This window comes from Microthrixaceae bacterium (genome assembly GCA_016702505.1).
Lineage (GTDB): Bacteria > Actinomycetota > Acidimicrobiia > Acidimicrobiales > Iamiaceae > Aquihabitans.
The window spans coordinates 251,731-269,728 of sequence record JADJDU010000003.1; the positions used below are offsets into that span (position 1 = coordinate 251,731).

The following is a 17,998-nucleotide window of genomic DNA, read 5'->3' on the forward strand; positions in this document are numbered from 1 at the left end:
CCGGGCCGATCAGCCCTCGGGGTCGGGAGCAGGCTCGGCCTTCTTGGCGGGTGCCTTCTTGGCCGCCGCCTTCTTGGCCGGAGCCTTCTTGGCCGTCGCCTTCTTTTTGGCCGGAGCTTTCTTGGCCGCGGCCTTCTTCTTGGTGGCCTTCTTCTTGGTGGGTCCGGCGTCGCGGCGGATCTGAAGCAGCTCAGAGGCCCGCTCGTCGGTGATGGAGTCGACCTCGTCGCCCTTGCGGAGCGACGCGTTCGTCTCGCCGTCGGTCACGTAGGGCCCGAAGCGGCCGTCCTTGATGACCATCTGCTTCTCCGAGACCGGATCGACGCCTAGTTCCCGCAGAGGCGCGGAGGCCGTCTGGCCCCGTCGCCGCTTGGGCTCGGCCAGGATCTTGAGGGCCTGATCGAGGGTTACATCGAAGATCTGCTCCTCGGTCTCCAACGATCGGGTGTCGTTCTTGGCCACGCCGTTCTCGTCGACGAAGTCCTTGCGCAGGTACGGCCCGTAGCGACCGTTCATGGCCACGATGGTCCCCTGATCGGCAGGATCGACACCGACAGTGCGAGGAAGGGCCAACAGCGACAGCGCCTCTTCCAAGGTGATGCGCTCCACCGTCATCGTCTTGAACAACGACGCGGTGCGGGGCTTGTCCTCGGCCTTGACCTTCTTGGCCTTGCCGGTGCCCTCGGGCATCTCGCCCAGCTGCACGTAGGGGCCGAAGCGGCCGGCCTTCACGGTGACGTCGAGGCCGGTCTCGGGATCGGTACCCAGCACCCGGTCCCCGCTGGGGGCGTCGAGCAGTTCGAGCGCCTTGAACACGTCGAGCTCGTCGGGGGCCAGGTCATCGGGGATCGACGCGGTGCGCTCCCCCTGCTTGAGGTACGGGCCGAACTTGCCGGGCTTGATGAGGATGTCCTCACCGTCGGGCGGGGTCAGGCGACCGACCACGTTGATCTCGGCCGGGTCGATCCCGGCAAGACCCTGGTCGACCAGGACCTTCAGCCCCGGCGAGCCCGGCGACACGTCGGCCAGGTCCGAGGTCTGCTCACCGGCCTCGTCGCCGAACCAGAAACGGTTCAGCCACGGCTCGCGCTGGACCTGACCGCTGGCGATGCCGTCCAACTCGTCTTCCATGCGGGCGGTGAAGGCGTAATCGACCAGCTCACCGAAGTGCTCCTCCAACAACCGGACCACCGCGAAGGCGATCCAGGTTGGTCTCTTCGAGTCGTTTGACCAGCGACGCCTCGGTGAAGCGGGCCGGCGGCGAGGTCGAGTGGCCCTTGGCCTCGAGGCCCGGCTTGGGCAGGGTCTGACCGACGGCCAGGACCGGCAGCAGCGTCTCACGGTCATCGAGTGCCGCATCGGGATCATCGGCACCCTCCACATAGGCCCGCAGGTAGCCGGGGAAGGTGATGGAGCGGCCCGACGCCGCGAACTCGGCGTCACGACCGTCGGCGGCCGTGGCCCCGATGCGCACCGACACCGACTGGCCCCGGGCATCCACCATCTGGGAGGCGACGGTGCGCTTCCAGATCAGCTCGTACAACCGCATCTCGTCGCCCCTCAGTTCACCGGCCAACGACTCAGGGGTGCGGAAGCTGTCACCGGCGGGGCGGATGGCCTCGTGGGCCTCCTGCGCGTTCTTGACCTTGCGGTCATAGGTTCGGGGCGCATCGGGCACGTAGTCGGGGCCGTAGAGCTGACGGGCCTGGGCCCGCGCCGCGTTGAGGGCGGTCTCCGACAGCGTGGTGCTGTCGGTTCGCATGTAGGTGATGTAGCCGTTCTGGTAGAGGCTCTGGGCGACGCGCATCACCTGGGCGGCGCTCATGCGCAGCTTGCGCCCACCCTCTTGTTGAAGGGTGGAGGTCATGAACGGGGCCTTGGGCTTGGATGTGAAGGGCTTCTCCTCCACCGACCGCACCGAGAACGATGCGTCGGCCAGGGCGTCGACCAGGCCCCGGGCCGTGGACTCGTCGACCACAACCACGTCGCGGGTGAGGTTGCCGGCGTCGTCGAAGTCCTTACCGGTGGCCAGTCGCCGACCGTCGACAGCGACCAGGGTGGCCGGGAATCCGGGGTCGGTGGGGAAGGAAGCCTCCACGTCCCAGTAGTCGGCGGAGCGGAAGGCGATGCGCTCACGTTCGCGCTCCACCACCAGCCTCACCGCCGGCGTCTGCACCCGTCCCGAGGACAGTCCGCCGCCCACCTTGCGCCACAGGACCTCCGAAACCGGGTAGCCCCACAGGCGGTCGACAATGCGCCGGGTCTCCTGGGCGTCGACCAAGCCCTCGTCGATCTCTCGCCAGTTCTCCACCGCGTGTTCGATGGCGCCGCGGGTGATCTCGTGGAACACCATGCGCTTGACCGGCACCTTGGGCTGAAGCACCTGGAGGAGGTGCCAGCTGATGGCCTCACCCTCGCGATCCTCATCGGTGGCGAGATAGAGCTCGTCGGCCTCCTTGAGCGCCTGTTTGAGCCGCCGGATCACGTCCTTCTTGGAGGCGTGGACCTCGTAGGTGGGCTCGAAGTGGTTCTCCACATCGATGCTCAACCCCTTGGACGGCAGGTCACGGATGTGACCTACCGACGACTCGACGTTGAACTCACCCCCGAGGAACCCCGCGATGGTGCGGGCTTTGGCCGGGGATTCGACGATGACCAGTGGCTTGGGCACGGGCTGAAACTAAGGCCATCACCGCGCCTCGTGTCAACACAACAGATTTCATCCGGTCACCGTTCAGGATCGGACGAGACGCTCGATGGCCTTGGTGGCTTCGGCGACCTTGGCCCGCGCCGCGGCCTCGTCGCCCTGTTGGGCGGCGTTCATCACGCAGTGGTTGACGTGCTCCTCGAGGAGGCCGATGCCCACGCTCTGCAGGGCCTTGGTGACCGCTGAGATCTGGGTGAGGACGTCGATGCAGTAGGTGTCCTCGTCGATCATGCGCTGTATGCCGCGGACCTGCCCCTCTATGCGGCGGAGCCGCTTGAGGTAGTCGTCCTTCTCCATGGTGTAGCCACGGCTCACTTGGTGCCTCCCGGCGAGATGGTGGAGCGGAACCGGCGGAGCCGGAGGCTGTTGGACACCACGAACACACTGGAGAAGGCCATGGCCGCTCCGGCGATCATCGGGTTCAACAACCCGGCTGCAGCCAACGGGATGGCCGCCACGTTGTAGGCGAAGGCCCAGAACAGGTTGCCCTTGATGGTGGCCAGCGTCCGGCGAGAGAGCGCGATGGCGTCGACGGCCACCAGCAGGTCACCGCGAACCAGCGTGAGGTCGGAAGCCTCGATTGCCACGTCGGTGCCGGTGCCCATGGCCAGGCCCAGATCGGCGGTGGCCAGGGCCGCGGCGTCGTTGACCCCGTCACCCACCATGGCCACCACCCGCCCCTCACCCTGGAGGCGGGTGACCTCGCGGACCTTGTCTTCGGGCAGCACCTCGGCGATGACGTCGTCGGGCTCGATGCCTACCTCGGCGGCCACCGCTTCGGCCGCCGCCCGGTTGTCGCCGGTCAGCAGCACCGGTCGCAGCCCCAGCTCACGAAGTCGGCGGATTGCCTCGGCCGAAGTGGGCTTGATGGTGTCCGACACCACCAGCGCTCCCCGCACCGCACCGTCCCAGGCCACGTAGACCACGGTCCGGCCCTCGGCGGTGGCCCGGTCCCGGGCTTCGGCCAGCTCGGCGGGGAGGGCGGCCTGGCCCACCTGTTCGAGCACGAAACGCTCGCGACCGGCGGCCACGCCCCGGCCCTCCACCCCGGCGGTCACGCCCAAGCCCTGGTGGTTGACGAAGTCGTGGGCCGGTGCCAGTTGGTGCCCGGCGTCACGAGCGGCGGCGGCGATGGCCGCGGCGATCGGGTGTTCGGATGCGTCCTCGATGGATCCGGCCACCCGGATGACCACATCGTCGTCCTCGGAGGCGGCGGGGGTCATCGAGACGAGCGCCATGCGCCCCGTGGTGACGGTGCCGGTCTTGTCCAACACGATGGTGTCGACGGCCCGCGTCGACTCCAGCACCTCGGGGCCCTTGATGAGGACTCCGAGTTGTGCTCCCCGGCCGGTACCCACCAGCAGGGCGGTGGGGGTGGCGAGGCCGAGCGCGCAGGGGCAGGCGATGATCAACACCGCCACCGCGGCGGTGAAGGCCTCGGCGGCGGGGGCACCGGTGCCGAGCCAGAAGCCGAGGGTCGCCACCGACAGGGCGATGACCACCGGTACGAACACGGCCGAGACCCGGTCGGCGAGACGCTGGACCTTGGCCTTGCCCGATTGGGCGTCCTGCACCATGCGGGCAATTCGGGCCAGGGCGGTGTCGGCACCAACCCGGGTGGCCTCGACCACCAGGCGACCTCCGGCGTTGACGGTGGCCCCGACCACGTGGTCGCCGACCCCCACCTCGACCGGCACCGGCTCTCCGGTGAGCAGCGAGGTGTCGAGCGCGGAGCGGCCATCGACCACCGTTCCGTCGGTGGCGACCTTCTCGCCGGGGCGCACCACGAACCGGTCGCCGACCACCAGTTGATCGACAGGGATCTGCACCTCCGCTCCGCGGCGCAGGACGGCCACCTCCTTGGCCCCCAACTCCAAAAGGGCCCGCAGGGCGGCACCCGATCGCCGCTTGGCCCGGGCTTCGAACCAGCGCCCGCTGAGGATCAACACGATCACCACCGAGGCGACCTCGAGGTAGATCTCGTGGGCCCCGCTCCCCCGACTGGGGATCAGGTCGAAGCCCATCCGCATGCCCGGGTCGCCGGCGGGGGTGAACAACAGCGCGTACAGCGACCAGCCGAAGGCGGCCAGGGTGCCGACCGATATCAGCGTGTCCATGGTGGCGGCACCGTGACGGAGGTTGACCCAAGCGGCCTTGTGAAACGGCCAACCACCCCAGGCCACCACCGGGGCGGCCAGGGTCAGCGAGATCCACTGCCAGTGGTCGAACTGGAGGGGCGGCACCATGGCCAACAGGAACACCGGCAAGGTGAGTGCACCCGAGATCAGAACCCGCTGACGCAGGTCACGGTCTTCCAACTCGGCGTGGTGGGATTGAGGGTCGGCGGCGACGTCACCGGCCGTCGGGCTGGCTGCACCTCCATGGCCTGGGTGGGTGTGAGCGGCTCCACCCACGGGGGGCGGGGGAGGGATCACCTGGTAGCCGGTGGCCTCCACCTCCCGGGTCAGGTCGTCGATCGAGATGGCCAGGGGGGCGGTGACCCGGGCCAGTTCGGTGGCGTAGTTCACCGAGGCCTCGACACCGTCGAGCTTGTTGAGGCGGCGTTCCACCCGGGCCGCGCAGGACGCGCATGTCATCCCGCCGATCTGGAGGTCGGCCGACCAATAGGTGGGGGTCTCATCGTGTTCGTGGTTGGTTGCAGACCCCGATGTGTTCACGACCCCATCTCCCCGTGGCCTGCCTCGACGGGGTGCTCCACCCCGGCGGGGTGCCGGCCAGTCGGCGACGGGTCGGTACCGACCGGTCCCACCGCCCGCCCCAGGCCGAAGCCGGCCCCGAAGATCATCACCAAAACCACGGCGAACGCGGCGAGGCGAAGCCCCGGCGACACGGCGGTCACCCCTCCGTCGTAGCCAGGTCGAACCCGGCCTCGTCCACTGCCGCCCGTACCGCCTCCACGTCCAGGGGTGAGGCGCTGGTGACGGCCACCGACCCGGCCGCCAGGTCCACCTGAACGCCGGTCACTCCGGCGAGCTTGGAGACCTCCTTGGTCACCGAGTCGACGCAGTGCTGGCAGTTCATCCCGGTTACGGCGTAGCTGGCGGTGGTGGACATGGCTGACTCCTCGGGTGGTCTGATCAACTACCCAAACCCTATACCCCTATGAGGTATATGCCAACCCTGGTTCTCGGAGAGTTCGACCCTCTCAGGGCAAAGCCAAGCGAACGATCTTGCGGACCACCGAGCCGAACTGACGGACCAGGCCGCCGGAGTTGTAGGTCAGTCCGTAGCGCTCGCAGATCTCCCGCACCTCCACCGACATCTCGGCGTAACGGTGGGCCGGCAGGTCGGGGAACAGGTGGTGCTCGATCTGGTAGCTGAGGTTGCCGCTCATCACGTCGAAGATCTGACTGCCCTCGATGTTGGCGGAACCGAGCATCTGACGCAGGTACCACTGGCCGCGGGTCTCGCCCTCGGCTTCCTCCTCGGTGAAGGTGGACACACCGTCGGGGAAGTGACCGCAGAAGATGATGGTGAACGCCCACACGTTGCGAACGAAGTTGGCGGTGAGGTTGGCGCCGAAGGTGAACGGCGCCGATGGGCCGGTGAGGAGTGGGAACAGGACGTAGTCCTTTAGCGACTGCCCCGAGAACTTGCGGCCCACCTCGAGAAGTTGGGAGATGAGGTCGGTCCGGTCCTTGTCGCCCTTCGTGATCTTCTCGACCTCGATCCCGTGCAGCATCACCCCGTACTGGAACAGGGTGGCCAGGGCCGCGGCGTACAGCGGGTTGGCCAGGTTGTGGAGCTTCCACGGCTGTTCGGGCGTCACCCGGATGATGGCGTAACCGACGTCGCGGTCCTTGCCCAAGGCGGTGGTGAAGGTGTGGTGCTCGTAGTTGTGGGTGTGGCGCCACTGCTCGGCCGGGCACGCCGTGTCCCATTCGAAGTGGTTGCCGACCAGTTCGGGGTCACCGAGGAAGTCGTACTGCCCGTGCATGACGTTGTGACCCACCTCCATGTTGTCGAGGATCTTCGACAACGAGAGGGCGACGGTTCCCGCCAGCCACGCCGGCGGCAGGAAGCCAGCGAACAACAGCGCTCGGCCAGCCAATTCCAGGCGTCGCTGGGCACCGACAACACCGTCGATGTAGTCACGGTCACGCTGGCCGAGGTCGCCCACCGTGCGCCGACGAAGGTCGTCGAGCTCAGCGCCGAGAGCCTCGACCTGTTCGGGGGTCAGGTGCTCGGCCGAACGCAGCGGCCGGGGCGAGCGGGCCGCCTGGTTGCGGCTGGCTGGACTCTGCGGGTCCGGCTCGTGGGCTTGGGCGGATGCGACGGGTTCGGCGTTCGATTCCCGCGGGGCTTGGTTTCAAGGTCATCGGGTCACTCCTGGATCATGCGGGGCTCGGCGGCCCCGCTTCGTCACGTTGCTGGGGTCGTCTACCCCGGGGTCAGAGGTCGAGCACGACCGGTCCTTCGGCCACCGACACGCACAGGCGCACCGGGGCCGGCCCTTCCACAAGGTCACCGGTCCGGCTGTCACAGACCGTGCCGCTCACCAAGACGGTGGTGCAGGTGGCACACACCCCACGTCGACACCGGTTGGGCGGCGTGAGTCCGGCGGCCTCGGCCACCTCGAGCAAGGTCCCGTCGTGGTCGGAGGTGACCCCCGATCGGGCGAAGGTGGTCCCCTCGGTCGACACGGTGTCGACCGAAGACTCCGCAGCCGGTCGCGGGTTTCGGGGAGGGGCGACGGCAACACCCGAGTACACGGCGCGGGCCGAGCGAGGGGTGAGCCAGCGCAGGTATGCGTCGGCGCCGTGGGGGGCGAAGAGTCGATCCACCAGTGCTGTCAAGACATCTCTCCTTGGTTCAAGTCCTGGGCGATCCGACCCGGCGACCAGGCCGCCGCCTTCGACAAACCGAGACCGGCCCACCTGACCAACGCATTACCGGCAGACGGCAGGCCGACTTCGTACGAGTTCAGTATACACTTGTTTACCGTATAGATCACCACTCCACTCGCCAACCCCATGCCTTCCTTGGACCCTCATGCCCAAATCGTGAACATACGTACACCGAGGGAGGTCCGGTCTACGCTCGTCCCGATGCCGTCCACCGAACGACCAGCCTCGGGACCAGCCCACCGGGGTCGATCCTCCAGCGGCTCGAGCCACCCCCGGTCCCACGACAAGGCCCGGACCCGGCGCGCTCTGCTCGACGGCGCCCTCGAGCTGCTGGCCGACCGCAGCCTCGACAACGTCGGCATACGCGAAGTCACCCGGGCCGCGGGCGTGACCCCCGCCGCCTTCTACCGTCACTTCGACCGAATGGACGACCTCGGCGTGGTCCTGGTCGACGAGGCCTTCGCCACCCTGCGCCAGCTCATGCGCGACGCCCGTGACGACGTGGTCGCCGCCGACGACATTGCCCAGCGATCGGTTGGCGTGCTGGTCCGCCACATTCACGATCACCGGCCCCACTATCGGTTCCTGGTCCGCGAGCAGTACAGCGCTCTACCCGAGGTCCGAACCCGGATCCGCACCGAGATCAGGTTGTTCTCCACCGAACTGGCCACCGACCTGGCCCGCCTCCCCGTGGTGAACGGATGGCCGGTGCGCGATCTGGTGATGTTGGCCGACCTCATCGTGGACCTGATGGTCCGCACCGCCCAGCGGATCCTCGAGGCGGTCGAGGAAGCCCCCGAACGAGAACCGGTCCTGGTCGAAGAGACCGTCCGCCAGCTCCGCTACCTCACCCTGGGCGCCACAGTCTGGCAACCCCGCCGCACCTGAAGAACCGGGCGAGCCCGACCCCGCCGTGGCTCCGGTCTACGCCTTTGCTGCCATGACCCACGCGGCCATCAGGTCAGAGCGGGTCCAGTTGGAAGACCCGAATGTTGCGACCGCTCACCTCGACGTAGTCGTCATAGGCCGGCCACACCGCCACCAGAACCGGCCACACCGTGGCCTTCTCATCGTCGTCGAGGAGCCGGGCAGTGACCTCGGTGGTCTTGCGTCGGACGACCACGGTCGCCTTGGGATTGGCGATCAAGTTGCCCGTCCACGCCGGATGCTTCTCGCGGCCGAAGTTGGAGCCCACCACGTACCACCCGCCCTCGGGTCGGGGCACGCAAGCCAACGGTGACTCCCTCGGAAGGCCGGACTTGGCGCCGGTGGTGGTCAACACCAAGCTGGGCACGATCGCCCCGCTGACCGACCACCGGCCACCCGAAACGCGGTGGACGAAGCGGTCCAGCGGCGGAACCACCTTGGGGCCGACCTTGCGGAAGGCCGAGCTGGTGGCGACCTTCTGGACCGCTCGACTCATTGAACTGGACGGCGCGAAGGTGGGCATCGCAGCAGAGTACCCAGATCGGTGACCGGGCCCGCTAGGCCCCGACGCGGTCGTTGTACTCCTGGATCACTATGTCGGCCTCGGCCTTGGCATCTCGGGCCGCCTTCTCGGGATCGACGTTCTGACGCAAGGTGCGGATCAGGCCGTCTCGCACCGCGTTGCGCAGGCCCTGGTACTCCCCCAACAGGGTGCCCACGTTGGCGTCGCTCATCTCGCCGCCCAACAGTTGGTCATGGGCGACGCGGAACATCGGGAACTCCTTCCACTTGGCCTGGAGCACCGGCTGGTCCACCGCGGAGAGGCGCGTGGGCACGTATCCGCCGGCCGCGGCCATCTCGGCCTGACGCTCGGGTGAGTTCAGCCAGGTCATGAACTGCCAGGCCGCGGCCCGATGGGCGGGATCGGAGGCCTTGGGCATCCACAGGGCCCCGTCACCCACCGGCACCCCGCCGCCGGGGGTTAGGGCCGGAAGCGGTGCCACGTCGGGCTTGACGTGGGGGAAGGCCCCGGTGGCCAAGATCCCGGCGATGGGACCGATCGATGCCGAGGATTCGAGCGTCATGGCCGCACCCTCGGTCTCGTTGGCCAGGGCCAGGATGTGATCGATGTTGGCCGGGTCCTCACCGGCGGTATCCAGAGCCAACCCGTCGGCCACCATGTCGTGCCACCACTGCCAGATTGCCAACGCCTCGGGTGAGTCCAAGTTGGCGTGCACGGCCCGTGCCTGGCGGCCGTTGCCGTTGTCTACGTACTCCCCGCCGCTCTTGGCCAGCAGGAACTCGAAGATGAACGGTGCCGGCTTCAGGGCGATCCCGAACTTCGCTGCACCGGACTCAACGATCTTCTCGGAAACCTCCCGGACCTCGTCCAGGGTCTCAGGCGGATCGTCGGGGTCGAGCCCGGCCTTCTCGAAGGCGACGCGGTTCATGAGCAGCACAGGGCTGGAGATGACCCACGGCATGGCCCGCTGAACGCCTCCCGAGGAGTAATAGGCCAGGCCTCGGGGCAGGTAGTCGGACAGATCGGTCTTGGTGGCGTCGATGCAAGCCTGGGCCGGCACCGTGGAACGGCTGTCGATCATCTGCTGGACGACGGTCTCTTCGGCCTGGATCAGGTCGGGTAGATCCCCACTGGCCAGGCCGGCCTTGTACTTGGTGAACATGTCCTCGTAGTTGGGCTGCCGGCGCAGGACCACCTTCACCTTGTCCTGAGATGCGTTGAACTCCTTGGTGGAGGAGATCAACCAGTCCAACGAGGTTTCGGCCAGGGCGTGCCAGAACACGATCTCCACCGGGCCGTCTTCGGCCTCAAGCGCTTCGATCCCGCAGTCGGCAGGGTCGACGGTGGTGTCGAAGGTGCCGCCCACCCGGTCGTCGGCCGTGCAACCAGCCAGCAACGATCCGACCAGGGCCAGGGACACCAACCCCCGGGCTCCGATGCGACCAGCGGCCCCACTGATGGCTCTCATCCCTTCACCGCCCCGGCCGTGAGGCCTCGCACCAGCTGCTTCTGGAAGAAGATCAGCAGGATGAACAGCGGCAGCGCGGCCAGGATGGTTCCGGCAAAGGTCACGTTGATCTGATCCACCTGGGTGTTCTGTAGGTACTTGAGCCCGATCTGAACGGTTCGTAGCCGTTCGTCCTTGGTGACGATCAGTGGCCACAGGTATTGGTTGAACGCACCGAAGAAGCTGAACAGCGCCAACGCCGCGATCCCGGGTCGGGCCAGCGGCACCGCCACCTTGGTCATGAACCGCCAGTGGCCGGCCCCGTCGAGTTCGGCGGCATCGCGCAACTGGGGAGGAAGGGCAAGGAACGACTGGCGTATCAGGAACGCCCCGAACCCGGTGGCCAAGAACGGCACGGTCAATGCCAGGTAGGTGTCGTACCAACCGAGGTGGACGATGGTGGTTTGGTTGGTGAAGAAGGTGACCTCGAAGGGAACCATCATGGTGGCCAGGAAGAACACGAACAGCGCTCGTCGCCCGGGAAAGTCCAAGAAGGCGAAGGCGTAGGCAGCAAGGACCGATGTGATCACCTGGCCGACCACGATCACCGCGGTGACCAGGAAGCTGTTCATCAGATAGCGCCCCAGGTGCCCCTTGGTCCACGCCGTCGAGTAGGTGGACCAGTCGGGATCAGTGGGGAACAACGTCGGCGGCCGTTTGGCAATCTGCTCGGGTTGAAGCAGCGAGTTCACCACCGTGATGTAGATCGGGAACAAGATGATCGCGGCCAACACCGTGAGCAGCAGGTAGCGCCCGATCAGCACCGCGGTGCGGCGAGCCCGGCGGCGAGAGGCGGCCTGTTTGACCGAAGGGAAATCGACCACGGGAGTCGGCAGTTCATCGCTCATAGGACACCCGCCGTTCGATGAGGCGAATCTGCACCAGGGTCAGGATCAGGGTCAGTCCGAACAGGGCTACCGACAGAACCGCGGCCTTTCCTTCGTTGTTCTGGCGGAACACCGCGTCGTACATGGCGTACACCAGGACGTTGGTCTTCTTGAGGGGTCCGCCGTTGGTGAGGATGTCGATCTGCCCGAAGGCTTGAAGTGACATGATCCCGCCGACCACCGCGGCAAAGAACAGCGTGGGCGACAGCATCGGCAAGGTCACGTTGCGAAGCCGGGACCAGGCCCCGGCGCCATCGATCTCGGCAGCCTCCAACAGGTCGTCGGGCACCGCCTGGAGCCCGGCCGACATCAGGATGAACGACAGGCCCAGGTTCTGCCACACCGTCACCACGGCGACTGCCACCAGCGCCCACTGCGGGTCGGCCAGCAGAGACGGCCGACCCTGGAGACCCAGCCAGTAGCTGAGCAGGCCGACCTGGGGGTTGAGCAAGGTGAAGAAGATGACCGAGGCCACCGCCACCGAGGTGGCCACGGTGGAGGAGAAGATCGTCCTATAGATGCCAATGCCTCGTAGTTGCTGGTGGGCGACAACCGCCAGCAACAGCCCCAGGAACAGTCCTGTCGGCACGGTCATGACCAGGAACAGGGCGGTGGTCCGCAGGCTGGCCACGAACTCGGGCGAGGTGAGGATCTGCTGGTACTGCTCGTAGGCGGCGTACCGGCGGGGCAGCCCGGGGAAGGGAGGGGTCCGGTACAGACCGAGCCAGATGTTGCGGGCGAACGGGTAGACCACGAAGGCCATGAACACCACGAGCGAAGGCGACAGCAACAGGTAGGCGAAGAGCGTCTCCCGTCGCTTCCGGGACTTGACCGTGCGAGGACGACGGCCAGCAGCAGCAACCGGCACGGTCATGGGTCGAGCCGATCGCCGCTGGCCCGATCGAAGATGTGCACGGCATCGGGATCCCACACCACGTGCACGGTCTCGTCGTCGGCCGGCACCGGGTCGTCGTGATCGATCCTGACGGTGATGCCCTGCCCGTCCGGGGTGGTGCAGACGACGTGGCGCTCATGGCCGAGTGACTCGATCACGGTGACCTTGGCCGTTATCCCCCCCGAGGAGGCCAGGCTGAGGTGCTCAGGTCTCACCCCCACCACCGCTTCGCCTCCGCTGGCCTGGGCCGCGGCGGCGGTCAGGTGACCGGGGAGCTCGAGTCGGTCGGACCCGATGGTCACCGAAGCGGCCTGCTCGGTGCCGGTCGAGATCTTGCCGTCCAACAGGTTCATGGGGGGATTGCCGATGAACCCAGCCACGAAGACGTTGGCCGGGCGGTCATAGACCTCGCCGGGGGGACCGACCTGTTGGAGCACGCCGGCCACCATGACGGCGATCCGGTGACCCATGGTCATGGCCTCGACCTGATCATGGGTGACGTAGACGACGGTGGTTTCCAGTCGACGCTGGAGGTCGATCAGCTCGGCCCGGGTCTGGACCCGAAGCTTGGCGTCGAGGTTGGACAGCGGTTCGTCCATCAAGAAGACCGTGGGGCGCCGGACGATGGCTCGGGCCAAAGCGACCCGCTGTCGTTGGCCACCCGACAGTTGCGCCGGGCGACGATCAAGGAGGTTGTCCAAACCCAGGACACGGCTGGCCTCGGCCACCGCAGCATCCATCTCGGCCTTGGGAACCTTGCGGTTGCGCAGCGGGAACTCGATGTTCTTGCGCACCGACATGTGCGGGTACAGGGCATAGCTCTGGAACACCATGGCGACGTCGCGGTCGCGGGCCACCACGTCGGTGACGTCCTCGCCAGCGATCTCGATGGTGCCCTCATCGGGCAGATCGAGCCCGGCGATCATGCGCAACGCTGTCGACTTGCCACAGCCTGACGGACCGAGAAGCACCAGGAACTCGCGGTCGACGATCTCGAGATCGAGGTTGTTCACCGCCACCACATCGCCGAAGCGACGGGTAACGCCGTTCAGTACCACGGCTCCACTTCGGCTGGATGACCCCACGGGCACTCCCTGTTCAGATGTCCGGCCACCTCACCGGAAAATCAGCCACCACAGTAGGGACGTTGGACACCCCATGCGGGGTGACCACCATCACGCAGAGCCTCCCGGCCCTGGCGAATCACCGTGGCGACGGGCGCTCCTCAGGGGTTGGGGAGCATGCTGGTTCGGGTGGTGGGCTCGAATGGGTGCAAGCCGAGCACCTGGAGCACGACCTCGGCCGCTGGGCCACCTTCGGTCTCGGCCACGGCCAGGGCGGCCGGTACATCGAGGTCGTCGGCCAAGGCCGCCATCACGCGGTCTCGGCCTCCCTCGGTGGAGCCGGGTCGAGCTGCCCCCGCCCGCAGTGCGGCGACCCTCTCCTCGGCCCGCTCCAACTCGGAGGCGTCGAAGGTCCAGTCATCCCACCAACGACGGTCGCAGATCATGAGGCGAATGGCGCCAGCGGAGTGGCCGACCAGAAGGTCCCGCACCATCACCAGGTTGCCCACCGACTTGGCCATCTTCTGCCCGTCGTGGTGAACCGAACCAGCCCGCAGCCAGGCTCGAGCGAAGGGCGTGACCCCGGTGGCGGCCTCGGCATGTGCCGCCTCGAAAGCGTGGTGGGGAAAGGCCAGGTCGGCGCCACCACAGTGGAGGTCGAGGCCAGGACCGAGGGTGGCCAGGGCCATTGCCGAGCATTCGACGTGCCAGCCCGGTCGACCTCGACCCCAGGGGCTGTCCCAGACCGGCTCGGTGGCATCGCCTCCGGCACCTGCCCCTTGCCACAGCACGGTATCCAGCGGATTCTCCTTGGCCGGATCAGCCGGCTCCTCACCCCTCTCTCCGGCGAGCCCCAGGGCGTCCTCGTCGGTGAGACCGGCGCGCTGGGCCACTCCGGGGTGACGGGCGTATATGGTGCCCGACCGCTCGTAGGCGTGGCCGAGGTCGAGGAGGGCCTGAGTCAGTTCGATGACCTCGGCCACGTAGTTGTGGGCCTGGGGTTCGAACGTGGGGGTCGACACCCCGAGTCGGGCCATGTCGTCCTCGAACTGGTAGGTCTGTCGGGTGGCAAGGGTCCGCCATGGGGTCCCGGTCTCGCGGGCCCGGGTCAGGAGGCTGTCGTCCACGTCGGTGATGTTGCGGGTGACCTGGACATCGTGCCCGAGCTGGCGAAGGAACCGAACCGCCACATCGCTCCACACGAAGGTGGCGGCATGACCCAGGTGGGTGGCGTCATAGGGCGTTATCCCACAGATGTAGACGCGGGCCCGGCCCACGATCGCAAGGTCTTGACCACCGAGTCTGATCAGCATGGATGGCAGCCTACGTAGACCTCACGAAACCAGGCACACGACGTGGTGCCGGGACCGCGGCTCAGCCGATGCGGGCCGACTGCCCGCCATCGACGGGCAGGATCACGCCGGTGACGAAACGACTCCGATCGCTGGCCAGGTACAGGACCGCCTCGGCGACATCCCAGGCGGTGCCCATCTTCCCGCCGAGCGGCACCATCGAGTCACGAAGCCGGCGGAGGTCGTCGGGATCGACCCCGGCGGCTTCGCTGATCCCCTCGATGGCCATGGGGGTGTCCATCAAACCCGGCATGATGGCGTTGACCCGCACGCCTCGCTTGACGCTGGACATGGCCAGCTGGTGGGTGAGGGCGTTCACCCCGGCCTTGGAGGTCTTGTAGGCCAGGACCCCGACCGAACAGACCGCGGCCACCGAGGAGACGTTGACCACCGCTCCCGATCCCTGAGCGCGGAGCAACGGGACGATGTGCTTGCAGGTGAGCCACATCCCCTTGAGGTTGACGTCGTGGATGAGGTCCCAGCTCTCCTCGGTGAGCTTGGTGGCGCCGGTGTCGCCCGAGCCGATACCGACGTTGTTGATCAACACGTCGACGTGGCCGTACCGCTCGATTACCTCGGTGGCGATGACGCGGCAGTCCGCCTCGCTGGTGATATCGGCTCGCAGGGCCGATGCGGTACCTCCTTCGGCCTCGATCATCGCCACCGTCTCGGCCGCCGAATCCAGGTCACGGTCTACAGCCAGTATCGAAGCACCATCTCGAGCCAGGAGGATGGACGTGGCCCGTCCGTTTCCGATGGTCGTGCCGGGGGTCTGGCCGGCTCCGACCACCACCGCCACGTGGCCGGTGAGCCGTCGTTCGCCAGGATCAGGCCCACCTAACACGGGCTCCGCTGCGGTCACGTCGGCCATCCGGGCACGCCTGGTTCGCGCTGGACGCCGAAGGTATTGAGCGCCATCGAGACCATCACGTACTGGCCGACGGTGAACACGAGATCGATCAACTGCTGAACGCTCAGCTCAGCCTCGAGCAATGCCCAGGTCTGATCGGTGATCCGGTGCTCGGCGACCAGTTCGTCGACGGCTCGTACCAACATCGAATCGCTTTCGGACCAGCCCGAAACGCCCTCGGTGGCGAGACTCCTCACCTCGTCATCGGTGAGTCCGGCTCGCAGTCCGATCACCGTGTGCTGACCGAACTCGTAGTCGCTTCGGCACCGCCAACCAGCGCGCAGGATCATCATCTCTCGCTCCCGCTCGGGGATGGAGTTCCCGGCGAGGACGTGGCCACCGAAGCGGAGCCAGCTCTTGAGGGCCTTGGGATGGTGGGCGAGCGTGGTGAAGATGTTGAGCCCACCCAGCGAGTCGATCAGCGTGTTGGTCTCTGGGTCGCGTTGGTCTGCAGTGGTGGGCGCCAACCGGGGACCTGATTCGGTCGAGGTCGGCTCAGGTCCGGGTGATGCCATGTGGCTCCGATCGTGGTCCCTGACTCGGTCCCGGCGGGGCGCCGGCGAGGACCGCGATGGTCCCACAGGAAATCGGTGGATGTGGCGGTTTGGGACTGGCAATTAGATCGCAATACGATGTATTTGTGGTTGCCCAGGACAAGACCCCGTCAGACCTCCGATGGAGAACCAACAGGTTGCGCCAACGTCTGGTCTCCCCCGAACTGAGCGCGGGTCTTTCGGTCCCGGTGATCGTGGTCGGCCTAGGCGGTGGCCTCATCGGCGCCGCCTACCTCACCGCCCTCCACCTCGTCACCGAACTGATCGGACCTGGTGATCGTCCGAGCTGGCATCAAGGGTTGATCCTGGTCGTGGTCGGCGCGGCCATCACCCTGCTGACGAAGGTCCTGGGCCCCAGCGGCAACGTCGAACTGCTCGTCGACAACATCCACGTACTTGGAGGTGCCGAGGACACCCGGATGGTCCGCTCGGTGATACCCACCTCGCTCTTGTGCGTCGGCGCAGGCGGAACCATGGGCCCCGAAGCCCCGCTCGTGCAGACCAACGGCACCCTCGGGTCCTGGGTCGCCGGAAGGTACGGACTGGATCCGGCCGACGTGCGGGTGCTCACCATCACCGGCATGGCCGCCGGGTTCAGCGTGTTGTTCGGAGCTCCGCTGGGTGCCGCGCTGTTCGCCCTGGAGATCCTCCACCGACGGGGTCTCCAGTACTACGAGGCCCTGGTGCCCGCCATCATCGGGGCCTTGGCCGGCCACGCCGTCTACTTCGCCGCATCCGGACTCGGGCTCCGCCCGGTGTGGACCCTTCCCCCGGTGGGAAGCCTGAGCGGTGCCGACCTCGGGTGGGGAATCATCTGTGGTCTGCTCGGCGGCGTCGGCGCCCTGGCCTTCGGGCGCCTGGTGAACATGGCGAAACGCGTCACCTCGGGAATCTCTCCGATCTGGTTGCCGACGCTCGGCGGTGCCGCCCTCGGCGCCTTGGCCTGGTGGTCGCCCTTCGCGCTCACCAACGGCGAGTTCCAGGTGGAGGAGATCGTGGCCGGAGGCCTCACCGCCGGTGCTCTGGCCGTAGCAATGGTGGCCAAGCTGGCCGGAGTGCTCGTGACCCTCACCGCCCAGTGGAAGGGCGGTTTCATCATCCCTCTGTTCTTCATCGGAATCGCCGGAGGTCAACTGATCGGCGAGCTGGTGCCATCGGCAAACGTGACGGTGGTGATGGTGGGCCTGGCCGTCGGCCTCTGCGTCGGGGTCACCAAAACCCCCCTGGGCTCGACCCTGGTCGTCACCCAGATGGCGGGCCTGACCCTGGCCCCCACTGCGCTGATCGCCGCCACCCTCGCCCTGGTGTTGACCAACCGAGACGCGGTGATCGAATCTCAACGACCCCGGGTAGACCTGTCCACGACATGAACGCCCGGCCCGACGATGAACTGACCGACAAGGACTACCAGAGACTGGCACGCTTCCGCCACGGCCTGCGGGTGTTCCTTCGCTTCTCCGAGGAAGCGGCCCGTTTCGAGGGCATCACCCCGGCCCAACACCAGTTGATGCTGGCCGTGCGAGGCTGGCCCCACCCTCAAGACCCCACCCTCACCAACCTGGCCGAAGCCCTCCAGCTTCGTCTTCACTCCGCTGGGGAACTGGCCCGACGGGCTCAAGCCGCCGGATTGGTGGACCTTCACGTCGACCCGAGCGATCACCGCAGACAGCACGTGTCCCTCACCGCGATGGGAGCAGAGAAGCTCCGCGCCTTGTCGGTGCTACACCGAGACGAGCTACGGCGCTTCGGAGCCGACCTGTCAGACCTGTTCACCGGGGACGAATCGTTCTGAACACCAGATGTG

17 protein-coding genes and 1 pseudogene are annotated in these 17,998 nt (G+C 67.1%); 3 read left to right on the forward strand and 15 right to left on the reverse strand.

The genetic code is table 11. The features are described from left to right. Positions 1–9: 9 nt before the first annotated feature. From topA to IPG97_04275, 7 genes and pseudogenes are all read right to left on the reverse strand, one after another. Positions 10–2,671 (reverse strand): annotated as a pseudogene (gene topA / locus IPG97_04245) (type I DNA topoisomerase). 63 nt (positions 2,672–2,734) lie between these two features. Beyond that, positions 2,735–3,004: a metal-sensitive transcriptional regulator gene (locus tag IPG97_04250; protein ID MBK6855775.1), complete on the reverse strand. Its 270-nt coding sequence runs from the start codon at positions 3,002–3,004 to the stop codon at positions 2,735–2,737. Positions 3,005–3,018: 14 nt separating this feature from the next. Next, positions 3,019–5,304, reverse strand: a complete 2,286-nt coding sequence (locus tag IPG97_04255) for a copper-translocating P-type ATPase (protein ID MBK6855776.1) — start codon at positions 5,302–5,304, stop codon at positions 3,019–3,021. A gap of 77 nt (positions 5,305–5,381) precedes the next feature. Continuing rightward, entirely contained in the window at positions 5,382–5,567 is a 186-nt protein-coding gene (locus tag IPG97_04260; protein MBK6855777.1) for a hypothetical protein, read from the reverse strand. After that, positions 5,564–5,782: a heavy-metal-associated domain-containing protein gene (locus IPG97_04265; GenBank protein ID MBK6855778.1), complete on the reverse strand. Its 219-nt coding sequence runs from the start codon at positions 5,780–5,782 to the stop codon at positions 5,564–5,566. The genes IPG97_04260 and IPG97_04265 overlap by 4 nt, the downstream gene beginning before the upstream one ends. 91 nt (positions 5,783–5,873) lie before the next feature. Next, positions 5,874–6,926 carry an acyl-CoA desaturase gene (locus tag IPG97_04270; protein ID MBK6855779.1) on the reverse strand — a complete coding sequence of 351 codons (1,053 nt, stop codon included), beginning with the start codon at positions 6,924–6,926 and terminating at the stop codon, positions 5,874–5,876. Positions 6,927–7,119: 193 nt separating this feature from the next. Then, a complete protein-coding gene (locus IPG97_04275) occupies positions 7,120–7,524 on the reverse strand; it encodes a 2Fe-2S iron-sulfur cluster binding domain-containing protein (GenBank protein MBK6855780.1) in 405 nt (134 codons plus the stop codon). 252 nt (positions 7,525–7,776) lie between these two features. Here IPG97_04275 and IPG97_04280 point away from each other — a divergent pair, with 252 nt between their 5' ends. Continuing rightward, positions 7,777–8,463, forward strand: a complete 687-nt coding sequence (locus IPG97_04280) for a TetR family transcriptional regulator (GenBank protein MBK6855781.1) — start codon at positions 7,777–7,779, stop codon at positions 8,461–8,463. 73 nt (positions 8,464–8,536) lie between these two features. Here IPG97_04280 and IPG97_04285 read toward each other — a convergent pair whose 3' ends face one another. The 8 genes from IPG97_04285 to IPG97_04320 form a co-directional block, all read right to left on the reverse strand. Further along, positions 8,537–8,998 carry a nitroreductase family deazaflavin-dependent oxidoreductase gene (locus IPG97_04285; GenBank protein MBK6855782.1) on the reverse strand — a complete coding sequence of 154 codons (462 nt, stop codon included), beginning with the start codon at positions 8,996–8,998 and terminating at the stop codon, positions 8,537–8,539. Between the two features lie 61 nt (positions 8,999–9,059). Continuing rightward, entirely contained in the window at positions 9,060–10,493 is a 1,434-nt protein-coding gene (locus IPG97_04290; protein MBK6855783.1) for an ABC transporter substrate-binding protein, read from the reverse strand. Beyond that, entirely contained in the window at positions 10,490–11,380 is an 891-nt protein-coding gene (locus IPG97_04295; protein ID MBK6855784.1) for a carbohydrate ABC transporter permease, read from the reverse strand. The genes IPG97_04290 and IPG97_04295 overlap by 4 nt, the downstream gene beginning before the upstream one ends. Continuing rightward, complete coding sequence (locus IPG97_04300) at positions 11,370–12,293, reverse strand: sugar ABC transporter permease (GenBank protein ID MBK6855785.1); 924 nt, start codon at positions 12,291–12,293, stop codon at positions 11,370–11,372. The genes IPG97_04295 and IPG97_04300 overlap by 11 nt, the downstream gene beginning before the upstream one ends. Continuing rightward, entirely contained in the window at positions 12,290–13,372 is a 1,083-nt protein-coding gene (locus tag IPG97_04305; GenBank protein MBK6855786.1) for an ABC transporter ATP-binding protein, read from the reverse strand. Before IPG97_04305 ends, IPG97_04300 begins: the two co-directional genes overlap by 4 nt. 167 nt (positions 13,373–13,539) lie before the next feature. Next, positions 13,540–14,691, reverse strand: a complete 1,152-nt coding sequence (locus IPG97_04310) for a class I tRNA ligase family protein (protein ID MBK6855787.1) — start codon at positions 14,689–14,691, stop codon at positions 13,540–13,542. A 61-nt stretch (positions 14,692–14,752) separates the two neighbouring features. After that, the gene (locus IPG97_04315; protein MBK6855788.1) at positions 14,753–15,601 is read right to left on the reverse strand and encodes an SDR family oxidoreductase; all 849 of its coding nucleotides are present in this window, start codon (positions 15,599–15,601) and stop codon (positions 14,753–14,755) included. Then, positions 15,589–16,107: a carboxymuconolactone decarboxylase family protein gene (locus IPG97_04320; GenBank protein MBK6855789.1), complete on the reverse strand. Its 519-nt coding sequence runs from the start codon at positions 16,105–16,107 to the stop codon at positions 15,589–15,591. Before IPG97_04320 ends, IPG97_04315 begins: the two co-directional genes overlap by 13 nt. A gap of 224 nt (positions 16,108–16,331) precedes the next feature. Between IPG97_04320 and IPG97_04325 the strand changes: the two genes are divergently transcribed. Together IPG97_04325 and IPG97_04330 are read left to right on the forward strand one after the other, a co-directional pair. After that, entirely contained in the window at positions 16,332–17,564 is a 1,233-nt protein-coding gene (locus tag IPG97_04325) for a chloride channel protein (protein ID MBK6855790.1), read from the forward strand. Continuing rightward, positions 17,561–17,986, forward strand: coding sequence for a winged helix-turn-helix transcriptional regulator (locus IPG97_04330; protein ID MBK6855791.1), 426 nt, complete (start codon positions 17,561–17,563; stop codon positions 17,984–17,986). The genes IPG97_04325 and IPG97_04330 overlap by 4 nt, the downstream gene beginning before the upstream one ends. The last annotated feature ends 12 nt before the right edge of the window (positions 17,987–17,998 follow it).

Bases quoted from the DNA above. Each gene is read 5' to 3' on its own strand.
- IPG97_04250 (MBK6855775.1), bottom strand. From the start codon at position 3,004: ATGGAGAAGGACGACTACCTCAAGCGGCTCCGCCGCATAGAGGGGCAG.
- IPG97_04255 (MBK6855776.1), bottom strand. From the start codon at position 5,304: ATGACATGCGCGTCCTGCGCGGCCCGGGTGGAACGCCGCCTCAACAAG.
- IPG97_04265 (MBK6855778.1), bottom strand. From the start codon at position 5,782: ATGTCCACCACCGCCAGCTACGCCGTAACCGGGATGAACTGCCAGCAC.
- IPG97_04280 (MBK6855781.1), top strand. From the start codon at position 7,777: ATGCCGTCCACCGAACGACCAGCCTCGGGACCAGCCCACCGGGGTCGA.
- IPG97_04285 (MBK6855782.1), bottom strand. From the start codon at position 8,998: ATGAGTCGAGCGGTCCAGAAGGTCGCCACCAGCTCGGCCTTCCGCAAG.
- IPG97_04290 (MBK6855783.1), bottom strand. From the start codon at position 10,493: ATGAGAGCCATCAGTGGGGCCGCTGGTCGCATCGGAGCCCGGGGGTTG.
- IPG97_04295 (MBK6855784.1), bottom strand. From the start codon at position 11,380: ATGAGCGATGAACTGCCGACTCCCGTGGTCGATTTCCCTTCGGTCAAA.
- IPG97_04300 (MBK6855785.1), bottom strand. From the start codon at position 12,293: ATGACCGTGCCGGTTGCTGCTGCTGGCCGTCGTCCTCGCACGGTCAAG.
- IPG97_04310 (MBK6855787.1), bottom strand. From the start codon at position 14,691: ATGCTGATCAGACTCGGTGGTCAAGACCTTGCGATCGTGGGCCGGGCC.
- IPG97_04315 (MBK6855788.1), bottom strand. From the start codon at position 15,601: ATGGCCGACGTGACCGCAGCGGAGCCCGTGTTAGGTGGGCCTGATCCT.
- IPG97_04330 (MBK6855791.1), top strand. From the start codon at position 17,561: ATGAACGCCCGGCCCGACGATGAACTGACCGACAAGGACTACCAGAGA.